This is a genomic window from Clostridium sp. 'White wine YQ' (assembly GCF_028728205.1).
Taxonomy (GTDB): Bacteria; Bacillota; Clostridia; order Clostridiales; family Clostridiaceae; genus Clostridium_T.
The window spans coordinates 1,480,161-1,499,753 of sequence record NZ_JAQYUU010000001.1; the positions used below are offsets into that span (position 1 = coordinate 1,480,161).

21 protein-coding genes, 1 tRNA gene and 1 pseudogene are annotated in these 19,593 nt (G+C 28.4%); 6 read left to right on the forward strand and 17 right to left on the reverse strand.

Annotated elements, in window-relative coordinates:
- Nucleotides 1-5: 5 nt before the first annotated feature.
- The 4 genes from PTZ02_RS07455 to PTZ02_RS07470 form a co-directional block, all read right to left on the reverse strand.
- Nucleotides 6-1,022, reverse strand: coding sequence for an acyltransferase (locus PTZ02_RS07455; RefSeq protein ID WP_274227163.1), 1,017 nt, complete (start codon nt 1,020-1,022; stop codon nt 6-8).
- Between the two features lie 122 nt (nt 1,023-1,144).
- Nucleotides 1,145-3,250, reverse strand: coding sequence for a YhgE/Pip domain-containing protein (locus PTZ02_RS07460; protein WP_274227164.1), 2,106 nt, complete (start codon nt 3,248-3,250; stop codon nt 1,145-1,147).
- 137 nt (nt 3,251-3,387) lie between these two features.
- Entirely contained in the window at nt 3,388-3,702 is a 315-nt protein-coding gene (locus PTZ02_RS07465) for an ArsR/SmtB family transcription factor (RefSeq protein WP_274227165.1), read from the reverse strand.
- 301 nt (nt 3,703-4,003) lie between these two features.
- A complete protein-coding gene (locus tag PTZ02_RS07470) occupies nt 4,004-4,471 on the reverse strand; it encodes a hypothetical protein (protein ID WP_274227166.1) in 468 nt (155 codons plus the stop codon).
- Between the two features lie 370 nt (nt 4,472-4,841).
- Between PTZ02_RS07470 and PTZ02_RS07475 the strand changes: the two genes are divergently transcribed.
- Nucleotides 4,842-5,159: a hypothetical protein gene (locus PTZ02_RS07475; protein ID WP_274227167.1), complete on the forward strand. Its 318-nt coding sequence runs from the start codon at nt 4,842-4,844 to the stop codon at nt 5,157-5,159.
- 100 nt (nt 5,160-5,259) lie between these two features.
- On the opposite strand, the gene PTZ02_RS07480 is transcribed toward PTZ02_RS07475, so the two are convergent.
- A complete protein-coding gene (locus tag PTZ02_RS07480; protein WP_274227168.1) occupies nt 5,260-5,538 on the reverse strand; it encodes a hypothetical protein in 279 nt (92 codons plus the stop codon).
- Between the two features lie 240 nt (nt 5,539-5,778).
- On the opposite strand from PTZ02_RS07480, the gene PTZ02_RS07485 reads away from it, so the two are divergent.
- Both PTZ02_RS07485 and PTZ02_RS07490 read left to right on the forward strand, forming a co-directional pair.
- The gene (locus PTZ02_RS07485; RefSeq protein WP_274227169.1) at nt 5,779-5,991 is read left to right on the forward strand and encodes a hypothetical protein; all 213 of its coding nucleotides are present in this window, start codon (nt 5,779-5,781) and stop codon (nt 5,989-5,991) included.
- 2 nt (nt 5,992-5,993) lie between these two features.
- Nucleotides 5,994-6,296: pseudogene (locus tag PTZ02_RS07490) on the forward strand (spore coat protein).
- A gap of 85 nt (nt 6,297-6,381) precedes the next feature.
- Here the strand turns inward: PTZ02_RS07490 and PTZ02_RS07495 are convergent.
- Nucleotides 6,382-6,972, reverse strand: a complete 591-nt coding sequence (locus PTZ02_RS07495) for a VanZ family protein (RefSeq protein ID WP_274227170.1) — start codon at nt 6,970-6,972, stop codon at nt 6,382-6,384.
- Nucleotides 6,973-7,118: 146 nt separating this feature from the next.
- Nucleotides 7,119-7,649: a VanZ family protein gene (locus tag PTZ02_RS07500; protein ID WP_274227171.1), complete on the reverse strand. Its 531-nt coding sequence runs from the start codon at nt 7,647-7,649 to the stop codon at nt 7,119-7,121.
- 254 nt (nt 7,650-7,903) lie between these two features.
- Between PTZ02_RS07500 and PTZ02_RS07505 the strand changes: the two genes are divergently transcribed.
- A complete protein-coding gene (locus tag PTZ02_RS07505; RefSeq protein ID WP_202766556.1) occupies nt 7,904-8,152 on the forward strand; it encodes a hypothetical protein in 249 nt (82 codons plus the stop codon).
- Nucleotides 8,153-8,212: 60 nt separating this feature from the next.
- On the opposite strand, the gene PTZ02_RS07510 is transcribed toward PTZ02_RS07505, so the two are convergent.
- The 9 genes from PTZ02_RS07510 to hcp form a co-directional block, all read right to left on the reverse strand.
- The gene (locus PTZ02_RS07510; RefSeq protein ID WP_274227172.1) at nt 8,213-8,779 is read right to left on the reverse strand and encodes a hypothetical protein; all 567 of its coding nucleotides are present in this window, start codon (nt 8,777-8,779) and stop codon (nt 8,213-8,215) included.
- An 81-nt stretch (nt 8,780-8,860) separates the two neighbouring features.
- Complete coding sequence (locus PTZ02_RS07515) at nt 8,861-9,748, reverse strand: sensor histidine kinase (protein WP_274227173.1); 888 nt, start codon at nt 9,746-9,748, stop codon at nt 8,861-8,863.
- A 20-nt stretch (nt 9,749-9,768) separates the two neighbouring features.
- On the reverse strand, nt 9,769-10,566 hold the full coding sequence (locus tag PTZ02_RS07520; protein WP_274227174.1) for an ABC transporter permease: 798 nt from the start codon (nt 10,564-10,566) through the stop codon (nt 9,769-9,771).
- Nucleotides 10,559-11,482 (reverse strand): ABC transporter ATP-binding protein, encoded by a 924-nt coding sequence (locus tag PTZ02_RS07525; protein WP_274227175.1) that lies wholly within the window; start codon nt 11,480-11,482, stop codon nt 10,559-10,561. The genes PTZ02_RS07520 and PTZ02_RS07525 overlap by 8 nt, the downstream gene beginning before the upstream one ends.
- 90 nt (nt 11,483-11,572) lie before the next feature.
- Nucleotides 11,573-12,250, reverse strand: coding sequence for a response regulator transcription factor (locus PTZ02_RS07530; RefSeq protein ID WP_274227176.1), 678 nt, complete (start codon nt 12,248-12,250; stop codon nt 11,573-11,575).
- 161 nt (nt 12,251-12,411) lie between these two features.
- A complete protein-coding gene (locus PTZ02_RS07535; protein ID WP_274227177.1) occupies nt 12,412-13,107 on the reverse strand; it encodes a hypothetical protein in 696 nt (231 codons plus the stop codon).
- Nucleotides 13,108-13,239: 132 nt separating this feature from the next.
- Entirely contained in the window at nt 13,240-13,386 is a 147-nt protein-coding gene (locus tag PTZ02_RS07540) for a hypothetical protein (RefSeq protein ID WP_274227178.1), read from the reverse strand.
- A 307-nt stretch (nt 13,387-13,693) separates the two neighbouring features.
- Nucleotides 13,694-14,380 carry a hypothetical protein gene (locus PTZ02_RS07545; protein ID WP_274227179.1) on the reverse strand — a complete coding sequence of 229 codons (687 nt, stop codon included), beginning with the start codon at nt 14,378-14,380 and terminating at the stop codon, nt 13,694-13,696.
- A 141-nt stretch (nt 14,381-14,521) separates the two neighbouring features.
- Entirely contained in the window at nt 14,522-16,225 is a 1,704-nt protein-coding gene (gene hcp / locus PTZ02_RS07550) for a hydroxylamine reductase (RefSeq protein ID WP_274227180.1), read from the reverse strand.
- A gap of 188 nt (nt 16,226-16,413) precedes the next feature.
- Here hcp and PTZ02_RS07555 point away from each other — a divergent pair.
- Nucleotides 16,414-16,487, forward strand: a tRNA-Gly gene (locus PTZ02_RS07555).
- A gap of 556 nt (nt 16,488-17,043) precedes the next feature.
- On the forward strand, nt 17,044-17,934 hold the full coding sequence (locus PTZ02_RS07560) for a hypothetical protein (protein WP_274227181.1): 891 nt from the start codon (nt 17,044-17,046) through the stop codon (nt 17,932-17,934).
- Nucleotides 17,935-18,055: 121 nt separating this feature from the next.
- On the opposite strand, the gene PTZ02_RS07565 is transcribed toward PTZ02_RS07560, so the two are convergent.
- Nucleotides 18,056-19,588 carry a TerB N-terminal domain-containing protein gene (locus PTZ02_RS07565; RefSeq protein ID WP_274227182.1) on the reverse strand — a complete coding sequence of 511 codons (1,533 nt, stop codon included), beginning with the start codon at nt 19,586-19,588 and terminating at the stop codon, nt 18,056-18,058.
- Nucleotides 19,589-19,593 lie beyond the last annotated feature (5 nt).

Here is a 19,593-nt window from a genome sequence, read left to right on the forward strand (position 1 = left end):
AAATTTTAACTCACTACCCTTTTTAAATATTTTATTTTTCTAAATATTATTGATAACAAACAACTACCCATGAATGCTAAAAAAACAACTATTGGAATATCAATAATAGCATTACCAGTTATATTACTTAAATCTATTCCTAATACATTCATTCTTATAATTGTTAAGAAAAATGGATGGATTAAATATATACCAAAAGTGTTACTTGATAATATCTCTATTATATCATCCTTTTTATTCAAGAAATTCTTGGCTAATAGAAAAATTGCCATAGACATTAAAATACAAGTTATTGATCCACTACTTAGAAAAAACTCATCTAAACTTCCGCTCTTATAAAGCTGAGCAGTTCCAAATATAGTTATAAAAATGCTCAAAAACCCTGTTAGGTATATTCCATTTTCTATCACTTTATTTAATCTATAATTATTTAAGTAGTATCCTAGCACAAAGTATCCAACTTCCCACCCAAATATAGTTACCTTTAGATTTACATCAATACCTAAAAACTTTGTGATTAGTGGCAAAATACCACTTACAACAAAACATATCCCCATAAAATACTCTATATTGTTTTTTGAAGCAGAATTAATAAATATTTTAATAATAGGTAATGAAAGATATAATCCAAGTAGCATATATAAATACCACATATGATATGATGTAGTGCCCATTAATAATCCACTAACCATATCATAAATTGAAAATGCTTGAATTTGTCCGAATGCATATAAATTAAACAAGTAAAAGAAAATCCCCCAGAATAATAATGGTATAATAATTCTTATTATCCTCTTCTTTAAATTAACTTCTCTTTCTTTCTCTAATAATAAAGCACCACTTATCATTATAAAAATTGGCACAGCCCATCTACCTATAGAATTATATACTATAGCTCCCCACCAATTCGTAGTAAATGATAAATTTCTATTTACTACGATAAAGCCTGTTGCATGAATTGCAATTACTGCAACACAAGCAAATACCTTTAATGTTTCAAAATAATTATTTTTTTCTTTCATAAACCTCACCCCATTTAATTTTAATTCTTTTATTATCAAATGTAAAATTATGTAATAACATTTAAGTATATTCATCCAAATGAAAAAAGAGCCCTGTATTAGAGCTCTTTACTATCAATTATTTATGCTGCTTCAGCATCTCTATCAAAATTATTATATATTCTATCTTTCTTTGTAATTAAATTTAGTAATGATTTTATTACATACCCGCCAACTAAGAATGCAAACATAAATGTTATCATTATTCTAATATCCTGGTGAAGCACTGAAGAATTTATACCTGATATGATCATTCTTAGTGTATTTATTGAATAAGTCATTGGGAAAACATGTCCTACAACTTTATAGAATGTTGGGGCTGTTTCAATAGGGAATGTTCCACCTGAAGATGAAAGTTGAAGTAAAAATACAACAAACATAATTGGTGTTCCTATAATTCCTATTGCATAAGATACTCCAAACATTACACTAAAGAATACTACAGAAATGAACATATTACTTAAGTAAAAGTTAGGTATACTTGTCACATCAATTTTTAATCCTTTTACTAATGCAAAGCTTAGGATTAAAGCTTGAACTATTGTCATTAATGAGCCTGCAGCGAACTTTCCAATAAAACTTTTTAAGAATTTATTTTCTACAATATCTAGGCGCTTAATAATAGACATTATTAAGTTTACAAACATGGCTCCTAGCCATAATGATAATGAAACAAAATACGGTGCCAAACCTTCTCCATAGTACTTAACTCCATTTATAGAATTATCTTTTAAAGAGACTGGTTCAGAAACGAATTTTGACATGTCATCTGAGTTAAACTTAAGATTACTATTCATTTCATTATACCCATCATTTAATCCATCACTAAGTTTTTCAGCTCCATCATTAGCATCCATTAATCCATTTACTAAGTCCTTAGAACCGCTATTTAGCTTTCCTAATCCACTAGATAATTCTCCAGTCTTCTCAGAAGCAGTATTTAATCCATTTAGAATAGTTCCACTTCCGTTTTGAATTCCTTTTGCGCCCGCAATTAGTTTATCTGCTCCTACAGCTGCCTTAGTTTGAGTATCTGAAAGCCCACTAGCTAACATGCTAACGCCATTATATACTTTTAGACTACCAGCTTGCAACTGAGGTAATCCAATCACTAATTGATTTAATTTATTTGCTGAATCCTTTAAAGGATCACCTATATTCTTACCTATATTTTGTCCACTTACTGCATGAATACCACCAATTGCTGTAAGTATTTTCACTTTATCTTGCGGAGAAATATCAGAATTATTAATACTATTAATTTCTGCTTGCAGTACTGCATCAGAACCATCAATGCCTTGTGATGCTAGCTTAATACCATCAGCAGCTGCCGTAAGTTTATTAGGATCTACAGTTTTTGCTCCTTCTGCTAAGCCATTGGCTCCATCGCTTACAAGTTTAGCTCCATCTACTAAAGAATTTATTTGGCTATTAGATTGAGTTAAGTTACTCTTAAATTCATTTAATCCTTTAATTAATTCTCCTGATCCGTCATAAACTTGCTTTTGCCCGCTAGCTAGCTTATCTAATCCATTTTGAAGTTCATTTGAACCAGTTTTTGCTTGTCCAACCCCTTGTGATAATTCATTTCCCCCATCTAATAACTTTTGTGTACCGTTTTGAAGCTCTCCTGCTCCATCTCCAGCATTCTTTATTGAGACTTTTACATCATACAGGTTGTCCACTAATGCTTTTGAAATTTCTTTTTGTATATTTGAACTTATTTCTGATTTAAGACTTTCAGCTACTCTTTCAGAAATTTGAGAGAATATAAAATTTTTCCCTGTATTCCCTTCATATATAACTTCTGGTGTATTAAACTTTCCATCTTGAGCATCCGCTATCTTCTTAGAGAAGTCTTCTGGAATTACTATCATTGCATAATAGTCCTTGCCTTCTACCCCTTTTTTTGCTTCATCATAGCTTACAAACTTCCAAGACACCTTATCATTGTTCTTTAGATTATCTTCTAATTCCTTACCTATTTCATAAGTTTTATCATCTTTAGTAACTGACTTATCTTGATTTACAAATGCTACTGGCACATTCTTAAGACTCCCATATGGATTCCAGAAAGCACCTAGATAGATAGAAGAATATAACATAGGTATAATCATAACAGCTGCAATTGATATAGCTAAGATAATTTTCATTGTTTTTTTGCTATCACTGGAATTTTTTAAACTCATTTAAGTTCCTCCTTTATTTATCTTACGTAATTAACTAAGAATGTTATTAAATTTAAACTGACTACTAGATTTTTGTTTATTGCTACAGAATTATATTCCTTCAAAGTTACTTAAACTTAAGTTGTTTCCTCAAATTTCTAGTTTCCTTCAATTGAGTTAATTAGTAGTTTTATTTTTTCTATTGGTTCCTTTAATGTAAGAAAATAAATATTTTCTGCTCCTACTTTTCTGCTACCTACGAATCCTGCCTGCTTTAAAACTTTTAAATGATGAGAAATAGCTGGCCTTGATAAAGGCATTTTTTCAGTTATCATATTAACATTGAGTCCATCAAGTTCTTGCCCTAACAGAATTATAATGTTTTGTCTTATTTCATCTGCTAAAACACTAAAGAAAGGAATACATTCCTTAAATTGCTTTAAAATAGCTTCTATGTCTCTCTCTCTTTCCATACTTCACCTCAATAATGTTTAATGGTTTAATCTATTAAACATATTATTATTTTTATTTTGCTCTGTCAAAGGATAATAATAGTAAAATGTAACTCTATTCTATTATTTACATTTTTGAAAAATTTATATTATTTTTATTAATCCTTTATTTATGAGCCTGTAAACTTTTTCTCTAAATATAGATTATTGACTAATTTTGCATTTGTTAAAGTTGTATGAACAGCTTGTTAAAAAGCAATTCTTTACACTAAAAATGCCATGTGATTTAAGTTGTATCACATGGCATCCTTTTCTTTATATATTATTTTCCTATAAAAGTTCCCATTCCATTATCTCCAGTAAATGCTGGTGCTCCAGGAACAGTTACATAACAAACTATTACCTTATATTCTTCTCCTTTTGGTATACTCTGATTAAATGTTATTACAAATGTTTTTTGTGAACTCGCTACAGGATTTATTTTAGCTAAATTATCTTTTAGCGAATTGTTTTGATTAACCTTATCATTCTTACCAAGCGTTGCTATGCCTTTTGGAGTATCATTTTTAGTATCTTGTATCCAATAATTTGTTATCTTACTTCCAAGCTTTGTATCTACATCTCTATCATAAGTTACTTGTATTTGATTTGGTGCTGTCTGTTCAACTTTTACCACCATCGGTATTGGGGATTTTTTGTCCATTTCTTTTGCACTTACCTTATTTCCATAAAGTAGTTGCCCTGTTATAACTGTACATAGTATTAACGCCCAGTTTAAAAACTTCTTCATAAGTTACCTCCTAAAATGAATTAATAAATTTACGCACAAAATTATTTTCCCTAAAATATTTAAATATATAAATTTAATCTTATACATATTATCCATAAAAAGAGAGCTTACGCTCTCAATCCATTACTTACTTTTACCCTTTATTCCATTTCCTTGACGTTCACTACTATCAGTTCTTTTTGTTCCAACATTAACTTTTTGCTTATTATGTTCTTTATTATTACCTTTATTCATAAATAATCACCTCACTAAATATTATATTTTCCTTTTAATGTGTTAATATTCGTTTTTCTATATCAAAGTAACATATAAAACTATAAGTATAATATGAAAAACGGTGTTCATAATAAGATTGAAAGGTGGCTTTATAATGAAAAAATTAATCGTTTTATTTTTTACTTGCTTATGCATTTCATTTAATATTTCAACCTTGACTCCAAATGCTGCTCCAAACTCCTTAAAGGAAGGAATATATAAATTATCTGATTTACCTCCCTCAAAAAATAGAGTTTATACATGTCAAAATATTTCTAAAAAAGAAAGCGTATTAGTTGTCCTATTTGATGATCATCAAATAGCCATTCAAGGAATTAGACTTGATCCATCATCAACTAAATATAACTTACTTCCAATGAAAGATGATTACCGACTTGTAATCTTAGGAAAAGGTGAGGTATATATATCATAAATGATATTACATATTTAAGAGGCAGAAACAATTTGTTTCATCCTATTAAGCACTTAAAAAATGCCACAATCTTCTAAAAGAAGTTGCGGCATATAATTTGCTATTTATTTTTATTTTGTTTAGATTGTGCATTTAAATTTTTTATCTCTTGTATATCACTAGCACTTGACATCCCTGTACTAGCTGGGCTATTAGGTATTCCTGTTTTAATTGAACTATATGTATTATCCATTTGTCTTGATTGTGCATTTAAGTTTTTTATCTCTTGTATATCACTTGCACTAGATGCACCTGAACTAAATGATGATGCTGAACTTCCCCCTTGTTTTGCTTGTGCATTTAATTTCTTAGTTTCTTCCATTGTTTTTTGATCACTCATAACAAATTCTCCTTTTAATATTATAAATTATGTAGTCATCTACATTTAATTTGACTCACAAGATATATTATTTCTTCATTCTTGTTACATATAACAAGAATGTTGTTACTATTATACCTATGTATCATATGTAAAGAAGATTAAGGTAATACTTAGTTTCCTGGATAAACTTACATGATTAAATTCTTATAGTAAATTACAAAATATTATTGTGTGTATTATTAAATAGGAGGTAAAGATATGAGAAAACTATCAGATGCAGAAGTACTATCATTAGGAAGTTTATTAAAAATGGAAAAGGACGGTTTAGTTGTCCAAAAAGCTATGAATTCACTAATAACAGACGAAGATTTAAGAAGACAAGGTGATGCAGGTGCTTTAGCAATGGAAGGTAGAATTAAAGGCTTGCAACAATTTATTAATGAAAATAATGTAACTACTAAGGAGGTCTAGTAATGGCTAATATAATTGGAAATATGATAAAAAACAATGTAGATTTAAATGATGCAACTATAGCAACAAATATGTTAGCTTCAGCTAAAAGCGCTGCTGATGTATATCTTAATGCAACTCTTACAAGTACTACTCCAGAATTAAGATCAATATATTCTGCTAACTTAAATCAAATAGTTGGAGGCCATACAGGCGTTACTGAATTATGCGTAAATAGACAATAGGAAAAGCCTTATGATACTCCATCAAAACAATTGTCAGATATATATAATGAGGCAAAAAGCGTAGTTGAACCTGAAAAATAAAAGTATAAATTTTTACTTTATATTATAAAAACTTATACCTACAAATAAAATTTCAGAAGTTTCCCTTTTTCAGACAGTTGGATACTTATTCCAACTGTTTTTCTATATAACTATCAATTACTTTATTATTTAAAAGCTTAAATACAAAAAATCCTATCAGCGCTCCTAATGTATTTAAAATCACATCATCAATATCAACTGATCTAAAGTTTCCAAAAAAATATGATATGTATTGAAGAGATTCAATTAATAATGATACTGAAAAGCAAAGAAGTGTAACACTTCTATAGCTTCTAAATTTATTAGTGATTATTGGAGCTAGGACTGATAAGGGCGCTAATAGCATTAAATTACCTAGAATATTTACTACCCAAAATTCAATCATATAATGTCTTTCACCTAGAGGTGTATTTACCATATCCTTAATTGTATTAAACACTGGAACTATATTAGGTTCAGGCCTGTCCAGCATTGCTCTATGGGATAAATTTATATAAAATGGAAGTAATGTAATTGAGATTAATACTATGAAATAAATAAAAAGTAGTACTATGCTTACTTCTTTATAATTTATAAATTTCTTATTTTGCGATTTTACTTTGAAATATCTAAAAATTTCTATGATAATTACTAATGGAATACCTATTATAAATGCTACTATTCTGTTAATAAACATGACTTTTCTTTAGAGAGAGTGCGTATAACAAATATCAAACTCTCACTAAAATTCACCTCTTTTCTTCTTAAACTATTTTTCAGAATTTCACTGCTTCATATTTTGCTTATACTCCTTGATACTGTACGCCGCTTAAAAGAATATAGTTAATGTACTTTAAACCTAAAAGTGACCATTCTAGATATCAGTATCCCTAATAATATAATTCCTATTGTTCCAATCAAGGCTAAGATACTTAGAACTTTGTTAGTTTTATGTTTCAATATTTTAGAAAACACAAAATAAAATCCTATTCCTACAGCACCTCCAAGTGTATTGCTAATTAAATCTGTTATATCAGTTGCCCCAATTGCAAATATGAATTGTAATAGTTCAAATAATAGACTGACACCTGCTATTGAGATGATCTTTTTACAAAAGAACCAATTAGGTTTTATCATGCTCAAATACAATCCAAAGGGTATAAACACTATCATATTTAGAATTATCTCATTATAATCCAGATGATTATTTCTAATAACTGAACCAGCAAAAGGTATCAAATTCACTCCTCTAAAATGCGGTAAGTTATTAAAAGAAACTTGCATTTTAAATAAAATAATCCAGATTAAAACTAAAAAATACACTATAAACAATCCGGATGTTAGTTTTACTTCATTGTTTTTGTTTTTTTCCATGTCTGCTCCTCATTAAAAAGTATTTTATATTAATTTATCTAATTGCTCTCTTAATTTTTATAGTTTTATTACTACAGCTGTATTGTTTTTGATTATAAATTATGTTTGAGGCCTGTACAATACTTCCTGCTTATTCTTAATGTTTCGTAAGGTTTTCTTCATTTATATTTAATTAACACATCTTCTTTTGAATTTTTTTATGTTAATTGGCAATACTGTTATGTGTAATAATTTTCTAATTGGAGGTATATCTTATGGAAACAACAATAATGGCTATAACTATCGACCCTAGAACTGCACACGCTCCTCAAGTTCAAACTGTATTAACTAAACATGGTTGTATTATTACAACAAGGCTTGGTTTACACGAAACTAGTGAAAAATCATGTTCTGAGAGAGGTTTGATTCTTTTACATATCAATTCAGAATCAAATGAAGTTGAACAGCTTGAAAATGAGCTAACTGAAATTGAAGGGGTTAATGTTAAATCTATGACCTTATAAGATAACTAAATGACTTCTATTAAACATAAATTAAAGGAGCTTAGTAAAATCTAGGCTCCTTTAACATTTAATTATCTTATAATCAATTTTCTTATTCATTATATTATATAAGGTATCTACAAAAACCTTACTTCCTTCGAATGTATTATAATACACGGCTATTTGCTTTGGATCAAAGCCTTCGATTACTTCATTTGTTATTTCAAACTTAGGTAGGATATAGCGAACTCTAGTTATATTCCCAAACTTATCTATTCCTATTATTAATTTATCACCTGCTTTTAAGGTAAACATTGAATTGGGGTAAAGTATATTCTGTACAATTCCTAGACCATCTTCAACCTTAAATGGAAGTGCATATACACTCCAAACATTGGCTATTTTAATATGCTCACATACCAAGACAATATTACCTACCCAAGTAATTACTGCTCCCGAAGCCGTTATATATTTGTGAATATTTATTAAGTTTCCAGTTCCTATTGGTGCACCTTGAGCTCCAATAATGCTTGTTATTTGAATAGTCCCTACTCCATCACAAGGCAAGGTGTAATCTGGTCTATTTCCATCATCTACTGAACAAGTGTATCTCTTTGGGCAAACACATCTTTTTAAGCAATGTCTCATATTATTTTCATCTCCTTAATTTAATAATATGAAACCTAAAATATATTTGTTCGAGTCATTAATTTAACTATTTAATACTACCTATATTAAAGGAAACTTTACTTGAATGTCTAATTTATCATCTTCTAATGCTGCAAATACACTACCACCCATCTGCTCCACTAAAATTTTTACAATGGATAGCCCTAATCCTGTGCTATTTTTCCTTGCCTTATCTCCAGTGTAGAATCGTTCAAATATCCTATTAACATCAATCTCCTTAGAATTTCCAACTGGGTTTTTAAATGATATTACTGTTTCTTCCTTTATTAACACCTTAACTTCTATATCTCCACTTGAATGCTGAATACAATTTCTTATTAGATTTTGAATGACTCGCTTAGCCATTTCTTTATCTACATATACATATATAGGTGGGGCTTCTTCAAAATCTAGCTTCAAATTTTTTTCTTCTAATAAAGGAATTGCTGAAACTAAACATTCTGTTACCATATTTGTTATATTAATAGATTCTAAACTAATCTCTGGTTCTGTATTAATAAGATACGAATACTCAAAAAAATACTCAATTAAATTCCCTAATTCTTGTGTATGTTTTTGTGCAATTTCAAGCTTATTTCGCTGATTATCATTTAATTCACTTTTTTCCATAAGCTGCTGATATCCCTTTATAGCAGTTAATGGTGTACGTAAATCATGTGAAATATTTGCGATTAACTCCTTAACTCTCTTCTCCTCATTAACACTTTTAAGACGGAGGGTTTCCTCCGCCTTAAGGCATCTATTTATATTTGCCCCCAAAGTATTTAGTTTTCTACTCTGAAGTGCCAAACTTATTGGTTGACGTGTTTTGTCTTTTAGTCTTTTACCTAGTTGCTTATTTATATACTCTAGTTGCAGCTCCATAAATACTAAATATATTACAAGTAAAATTATTATAATTGTTAATACGCAAACTGCAACCATCATAAACCCTCACTAACCCTTCATTACTTAATTTCTGCTCTTCTAAAAACACTGTATGAAACAATCATCATTATAGCTATAAATGCTAAACTAACAATAAGAGCTTTTAATATATCTCCTACTCCAGAATCCAAAGTTAAAAAAGTATAGTTTCCTCCATATGGTGTCCAAGAGAAAATATCACTAAGCACTCTAAACTTATCTTTAATACCTACTAATTGAGCAAAAAGAATAGTAATTCCATAATAAATAGCAATAACAAATACTGGTCTTCTGATTGTAAGAGAAATTGGTATGCATATGCTTAATTGAGCACCATATACAATTATCAAAGTTACCATTACAACAATAAGTTTCCCTACATAACCTGAAGCCAAGGCTATTCCTGAATTCCTAGTTATCAAGTTTAAAAAGCCTACCCCTACTGAACCCATGCTAAATGTGAAACCTGATTTTAAACAAATCACTGTTACTAGTGTATAAGGAATTAATAAAATGCCTATTGAAATTAAAAACACAATTGATTTTCCTATAATAATTGTACCTCTACTATATCCACTTGAAACAGCAGTATGAATCACTTTATTATCAAAATCACCACATATAAAAATTCCTGCAATAACAGCTCCAATAATACTCATCATATTTATGTCTGAAAACATAAATCCTATTCCAGTCATGCTTTTATCAATAGTTCCTTTAGGAATAAAATACGCCATCAGTGCCATCACTATTGAGCTAAATGTTGTAATCCCAACTAGAACTTTAATTGCCATTGATTTTCTTAATTTAAATAAGTCTGCTTGGATTAAATTAAGCATTTTGCCCACCTCCTATAACTGAAATAAAGAAGTTTTCAAGAGTATCTCCTTCAACAGAAAAGTTTGTAACTATTATCTCATTATCATATATAGCTTTTGCTACAGCTTTTTTATCATCAAGATAATCATAAAGTTTAACACTCTTATCAGGCATAACTTTATAGTTTGATGTATTTAAATTCATCTCTAAAACTCTTACTAGTTTTTCTGGTTCATCACATCTAATAAGAATATGGTGCTTGGACTTTTCCTCCAGTTCTGAATGTGTTAAGGTCTGCTTAATCTCGCCTTTATGAATAATAATATAATCTGTTGCAGTCTGATATAACTCCGGCAAATTATGACTTGATATTAGTATTGTCATTTGCTTTTCTTCACATAATTTTTTTAATAGATTCCTTATTTCCACAACCCCAATTGGATCTAGCCCATTAATTGGCTCATCTAATATAAGAAACTCAGGATTTCCTATAAGTGCAATAGCAATTCCTAAACGTTGCTTCATACCTAATGAAAAATTCTTTGCTTTCTTTTTTCCTGTTTCACTTAAACCAACTAACTCTAAAAGTTCATCTTCTATCTCTTTATTTGGAATCCCTTTCATCACTCTATGAAGTCTTAAGTTTTCTTTTGCTGTCATGTTAAGTGTAATACTCGGATATTCAATCATGCAGCCAATTCTTTTTCTTTCCTTCTGCAAATCCTTATCACCTTTATTTCCAAATAGTTCAATGCTTCCACTGGTCGGGAAAGAATGTCCAGCTATTAGACGCATAAATGTAGTTTTTCCTGCACCATTTTGTCCTATTAGTCCATATATTTTACCCTCTTCTAATGTAAGAGACACATCACTTAAAGATTTTACTCCACTATAGCTTTTAGTCAGGTTATTTACTTTTAAAGCATATTCTTTCATTTTCATCACCTGTCCTTTCTATAATCAGTTTAGTGTCTAAAGGTTTAGAAAAGGTTAAGCTATTTTAAAAGTTGTTAAGAAAAAGATAATTTATTCTTTATATAATCTATAACCTAGTCCCCATACAGTCTCTATATATTCTTCTTCTGGATTTGCTTTTTTTAGTTTAGTACGTAAATTACTCATATGGGTTTTTACAGCATTATCATCTCCAAGGTATTCTTCTTTCCATATTGATTCATAAATATTACCTTTAGAAAATACCTTACCTAGGTTTTGCATTAATAGTTCAATAATTAAATACTCTTTTGCTGTTAAATCTAACTCAATATCATTAACCATTACATTTTTTGTAGCTGGGTCAAGCACCATATCCTTATACTTAAAAATTTTATTTACTTTTTGTCTATTAGAACGTCTTAAATTTGTAGCTATTCGTGCAGCAACTTCACCTAAATCAAAAGGCTTTGTAATATAATCATCTGCCCCTAATTTTAATAAGTCAATTTTAGTTCCTACCATATCCTTAGCTGATATAATAATTACAGGTATATCTGAGAATTCTCTAATTTCTCTTAAAATCTCATCTCCACTTTTATAAGGAAGCATAATATCTAATAAGATCAAATCATACATTTCTGTCCTTGCTTCTTTAATTCCTTCAATACCTGTAAAAGATGATTTTATTAAATACCCCTCAGAACTTAGTGCTTCTGCTAACATCATATTTACATCTTTATTATCTTCAATAATAAGTATTTTTTCCATTTTATTCACCCAATCATTTTATACTTATAAACTTATTAATTACCAAAATATCACTAATTATATCATAGGATTAAAATTCTATAAATAGCAGTTACCGGGATATATAGGAAAAGCAATAGGACCAACTTTCCTATTGCTTCAATTTTTTATTTAAATCTCAATTATTTATTAAGCTTAACTGAAGTAGAGATATTTTCTTCTTTTCCAAGAGAATTGGTAACATTAAATGTTATATTCATAGTTTTTGCTGACTTAAGTTCATTTCTAAATCCTGTTTTATCTAAGTCTAAATAGTAGTTAAATTCATAGCCTTTTCCTTTTTTTAGTTCAGTTACTTTTTCTCCCTTTTCAGATGGATCAAGGACTTCATATAATTCATCAGCTGATAAACTTAAAACATTATTTGCTACTTTAAATACAGTCTTATCTGAGCTTATAGTATTATTTGTCCAGCTCCAATTAAATTTCTTATTAGAACTTTCAGTGCTAAACACAACTCTATTTATTTTAATGGCTTCATTTACATCAAACACCAGCTTAATATGCCCTTCCTTTTTCCCGTCTTCAAGGCAGTATATTTCTCCCCCTACTCTTCCCCAAAAATCCTCATCTAACCCTAGCCAACTAGCTTCCTTAAATTCTACAGTTTTTACTTTTTTAGTTTCATTTGTATCTTTCTTATCTTTTTCTTCTGCTACCTTATTACTTGTTTTAGCCACATCACCCTCTTGTGATTCTGTAGTATTTTTATTATCTTGATTATCAGCTACTTTGTTATTATTACTACATCCTGTTGTTACAAATAAAAATAAACCAAGTATGATTAATACAAATAACCTTCCTTTAATTTTTTTCATTGATTAGGCCTCCAATTCTTTTAAGCATTATACATTATATAAATATAACCATAATTTAGAATAGTAACACATCATTCCCTATTATTTAAAATATGTTTTAAAAGCATATAAAAAAATAGGGCCAAACTAGCCCTATTTCTTTGCGTTACTCATTATATTACTACAATTTGGATCTGCTTTATTTTCTTCTGTATTTAAAACATCAATGTCATTAGTAAATCCTCTATAATTAATAGCCTTATTTGTTTTATTATTTTTATTATTTTTATTTCTGTTCATAATAAACTCCCTTCGCAATAAACTAATAATTTTAGCAAATTATTAGTTATAGTTTTTGCATATTTAATTTCTATATGTGTGGAAGTTTTTTCACCTTAAAGCTTATACCTCAATAAAAATAAAGCCAGGGATTATATAAATCCCTGACCACAAGATAAGTGTACTTCTGGAGACTTTAACTTCATTTTCGGAGTAACCCTAAAATATAGTTGTTATCAAAATCTGTTCCCATAAGAATCACCTCTCTCAGATTATATTATGTGCAAAATAAAGTTAAGTATACATGCATTTTAAGTATAGTAAACTCTTATTTTATTCCTAATTTTTCTCTTAATTCTGTTATTTCCGTAGAACTTGCAAGCATTTTTATATCTTTCCTATCAACTGCTACTTCTCCACTTGAATTAATTGAAGCTATATGTGTTTCTCCATTAGTGTAAATATCTCTATTATCATTTTTATTTAATTCATCAACAACAATCGCATAATACAGATTATTATTACCGTCTATAAATATGGCTAAATCTGATGCAAATTCATATCTCCTATTTTGTATATTTTTCTTATAATAATCATCAATCATAAGATAAACCTCAAATTTATCTAGCTTTTGTAGTTCATCCTTTAATTTTTTATTTTTATCTTCTTCTTTTTGTTTTTCTAATTTATCTCTTTCAAGCTGTTCAGCTTTGCTAACATCACTTTTTATATCTCCTTCTAATCCATTTATTCGGTTATCTGCCTCTATAAACTTTCTTTCTTCTATTAATGCTTCACATTCACTATACTCAGTCTTTATTTTATTCTTTTGGATATCTGTCAGTTTTGATAAATCTATATCTTCTACTTCTTTTAAATTACTTTTTAAAGTATTTATATTTTCTTTAATTGCTTTGTTCTTATTATATATAAATATTATTACAACACATGCTATTATTAAAACTATGCCACAAATAACCCATATAGCTTTCTTATTTCTATTTAACTTTGCCATATTACCTCCTTTTGCATCATTTTATTATTACTCATTAAGATTATATTTATATATATGAACTAATATTTATAAGTTCCATAAATATAAAAAAATACTCAAGGGATAAACCTAATTATCCATTGAGTATTTATAATTATTTTATTAGCTTTCCATAAACATCTTCATATCATCTTCAACATTAGTGATTCCGCCAATACCAAAGTTATCTACTAATACCTTAGCAACATTTGGTGAAAGGAATGCTGGAAGTGTTGGTCCTAAATGAATGTTCTTAACACCTAAGTATAATAATGATAATAATACAATTACAGCTTTTTGTTCATACCAAGCTATGTTGTATGATATAGGTAATTCATTAACACTCTTTAATCCAAATACTTCTTGAAGTTTTAGAGCTATTACAACTAATGAATATGAATCATTACATTGTCCAGCATCTAATACTCTTGGAATTCCTCCGATATCACCTAAGTTTAATTTGTTATATTTATATTTAGCACAACCTGCTGTTAAAATAACTGTATCTTTTGGTAACTTTTCTGCAAATTCTGTATAGTAATTTCTTGATTTTGCTCTTCCATCACAACCAGCCATTACAAAGAATCTCTTTATTGCACCAGTTTTAACTGCATCTACAACTTTATCTGCTAGTGCTAAAACTTGGTTATGAGCAAATCCACCAACGATTTGTCCTTTTTCAATTTCAGTTGGAGCTTTACATTTCTTAGCCATTTCAATAACCTTTGAGAAATCTTTTGTTCCATCTGCTTTAGCTTCAATATGAGCACATCCTGGCATTCCAGTAGCTCCAGTTGTAAATAACCTATCTTTATATGAATCCTTAGGAATAACTATGCAATTAGTAGTCATAAGAATTGCTCCGTTAAACTTTTCAAATTCTTCTTTTTGTTTCCACCATGCGTTACCATAGTTACCTGCAAAGTGGCTATATTTCTTAAACTTTGGATAGTATTGTCCAGCAAGCATTTCTCCGTGAGTATATACGTCTACTCCAGTTCCTTCTGTTTGCTCAAGTAACATTTCTAAATCTCTTAAATCATGTCCTGAAATCAATATTCCTGGATTTTTTCTAACTCCAATATCTACAGTTGTTATTTCAGGATGTCCATAAGTTTCAGTGTTTGCTTTATCAAGTAATGCCATACCATCTACACCGAATTTTCCTGCTTCTAATGCAAGTGCAACTAAATTGTCAACAGTTAAACTATCATCTATTGTAGCTGCTAATGCTTTTGACATAAATGCATGAACTTCTTCATTATTGTATTTTAAGTTCATAGCATGCTTCATATAAGCAGATAATCCCTTAAGTCCATAAGTTATAAGTTCTCTTAAGCTTCTTATATCTTCATTTTCTGTTGCAAGTACTCCAACTTTTTCAGCTTTAGCATCAAATTCTATAGTATTATCAGCTGTCCAAGCTACTGCATCTGGCATGATAACTTCTTTTGTTTGCATTCCAAATAACTTTTTAAAGAAACCTCCAGTTATTATTACTTCTCCAACTTGTCCGCCGGCTTTAGTAACTTTAGTTTTTAAAGCTTCTCTAATTTGTAAAGTTTCTTTTACTCTATCTAAAATAGAATCTCTATCAAAATTTGCATTTGTAATTGTAGTGAATAAATTCGCTACTATATATTTATCAACTTTAGCATCTGTAACTCCAACTTTTCTACCTTCATTACTTACTATAGCTAGTCCTTTAGTTACATATATTAATAAATCTTGAGCTTTTGCTACATGCTCGTCTTTACCACATACTCCTACTTTAGTACAACCTGTGCATCCAGCAGTTTCTTGACATTGATAACAAAACATTGACATATTATGTCCTCCTATTTCTCTATTAGCTATTTCTATATTCAACGTTTTAAATCATACTATATTACTTTGATTTATTCTGTAACTTAAGTTACTAATAAAAAATTAATGATTTATTTTTTATTTTTATTATAAAAAAAGTATTTTCATAACAATACTCAGGTGGTATAATATGGTTATGTCAAAAATATGCGGGTGTAGCTCAATGGCAGAGCCCTAGCTTCCCAAGCTAGTCACGTGGGTTCGATTCCCATCACCCGCTCCAAAATAAAGGAGTATCAAAATATACTAAAAGTATTTTTTGATACTCCTTTATTACATTTTCTATAGCAAATTCATTTTCAATTGTAGCTATTTAATATAAATATTACTTTTCTTTTTAGGTACTTAACTTAATAATTTTATAATCACCATTACCTGGATTACCTATTTAGTCCTTTTTACTTGTTGTAATATAAAGATCTTCATCTTTAATTGAAAATAACTTAAATTCTTTAATCTATGGTTCTATTTTTGAAACTAACTCGTAAAATTGATTTGTTCTATCATATTCATTGATTTCTATTAAATTATTTAGATTTATATTACCTCCACAGTTCCCATTTGCAACTTATTTGAATATATATAGTAGCTTTATTCAGTAATTTCCTATATGATTATTTAAATTTTCTTTTTTCTTTTAAAATTTTTATTACTCTTCGATATACGTGAGAATAAAGAATAGTTACATAACTAAACTTTTATTAGTTATGTAACTGTCATATTTCAATATTTATTCAAATAGAATTTCAATATAAACTAATTATTGGAGTGTATTATATATGGATAAAGTAGAGAGTTTTGAATTAATAACGAAATTAAAAAGTAATTCGTCCACCTTAGATGAATTGAAGCATATCGCAAAAAGATATCATTATGAATCTATTCCTCATAATTTAGATAAACATGTCTTATTCAATATTGAATTGTTACACGAAAATATAGGAAGTATATTAGTCCATTTATATATAGGAGATTTAGATAATAAATTTTTAAAAAAAGAAATATCTAAAGAAGATTACGATGAGATAATCTATAGTACCTTTGCAAAATATCAGTATATGAACTCTGCTTTTCTATATAATGAGCAATACATTAAAGATTTTTCTGTTAAAGATAAAGAGTTCGTACTTAGGCTTGATAAAGGTTCATGCTATCTTCTGTCACATGATATCTGTTCATTAGATATTGATAAACATGATTTATCTAACATAATAAAAAAAGAGTTTGAAGAAACAAAATGGTTCACTGAAGATTATGATGAATTTATTAAATATTCAAAAGGAAACGAAAATAGTATTTTGTATTGTCGAAATTTAGCAGATTCTATTAAGAAAAATGGTTTTAAATCTGCTGCATATATTAACCATTATAAATGTGATCATTATGATTTTACTGATGGACAACATAGAGCATGTATTTCATCAAAGCTTAACATTTCACTTCCTGCAAAAGTTTCTGAAATGAGTTCAGAAGATTTTTGTTGCACTGTCTGTCAACACAGGATTAAAGAACAAAATGCTATAGAATTCAGGAAAGAACAAATAGAAAACAATTTTAAAATGAATCCTCTTCAAAGACTTTTAGTTAAACTAAAGATTAAAAATCATCCTGATACTCTCTTATATGAATCAATAAATAAACAAGAAGTTGAATTTTTAAAGAAATTTTAGATATATTTATAATTTATACTTCTCTTGCTTACAAAAAAATAAAGGATATGATTAAAATACTATCATATCCTTTATTTTAAACTCATTTCATGATCTTTACTTAAACATCAATACAATATCTTCAAAAACCCTGCCTTCTATTTTCTTTGGTTACAAGTTTATCTTTTCTTTTTTGAAATTCAGCAACACTTGTAGTCATATCTAAATTTTTGTAATAATTAATTGCAATATCACAAATTTCAATTGCCTTTTCATAATCTTTTTGTTTCTCAAATATTATAGCTAATCTTTTAAAAGCAGGAATTGATCCATTAAACTTTCCTATTTCAGAAATACGCTTGTCCATTTCTTTCTTACTATAAATCGACGAAAGGCTTTTAACTCTATTAAGCTCTTCTTGATAGTACTTTTTCTGTAGCAGTTCCAATGAATTAATATCTTGAAAGCAACATTCTATACATTTTTTAAGATATTTAGTATCAACATCACGATATTTATAATAAAAATCTTGTAAATCAATTAGAACAAAATGTCTTTTTACAAAGTTATTTCTCACTTCATTTAATTCTGATAATATATCCTTTTCTCTTACTTCATCAAAAGTTAAAACTTCAATTGCTTTATTATTTTTTGTTTCTTTATGCTCTAGTTCTCCATTCTTTCTTAGTTCTGAGATTTTAGCTTTTACTTGATTGTGTGTCGACTCAAGTAAGTCATACAAAGCCTTCTTAAATTTAAAGTTTTCTATAACTATAGGAACTTCGATAGTTCTATTGCTAATAGATACATTGGCAAAAATAGTTAAATTCTGTTTCCTGAGTTTTTTAAACTCAGTTTCATTAATAAATTTACTAATTAATAAAGTGTCTGAATTATATTTAATTTTTAAATTATCTAAAAGAGTAGCTTTAAATATCTCAGTATACCCTTTAATATAATTATTATTATTAAACTCGAATGATTTTGCTAACATCATTATGTCGTCTGCCGTTAAAGGTATATCTAAACTATATTTACAAAAAACAAATAAATTGTCAGAAATTTTCAATTCATGTTCTTTATCTATTGATTGCATAAATTCTAATGCTAAATCTGCTCTTTGCCTAAGCAGACATGTTAATATTAATGCACTTCCTGAGTATTGCTGAAATGATTTATTTTCATGTACATCTCTTAATTTAAGTATCACTCTAAATGCTTTCTCATAATCACCATTTAGTAGATGTCTCTCTAATCCATAATAAAGAATAAAAACAAAACCAATATCAATATTTGAATCATAGGGATTAGATAAAAGCTTCCAATATACAGTTTTCTGTTCTGGAGTTAATTGAGAATATGTTGGATAATATGGGGGGCGTTCTACATTATAAATATTTTGTAATTCTGCTAGTGGTAATTTGGTGTGTATTAAGCTTGGCTCATCTTGATTAAATCCTAAAAAAGTAATCTTAATACCATTAAACTCATAAATTTCTTGTTTTTTATTACTAATATAATTTTTTCTAATTCCATCAGCTATCCAAATTAAATTTTCTATGTCTGGATGAATAAATAAATCATCTGTTGTCTTTGCTACTACATCTCTATTTTGTAGGATCAATGAAGTATTATTACTCTCTTTCTTTCTAAACAAAAAATTTAATAAGCCCATTTTAT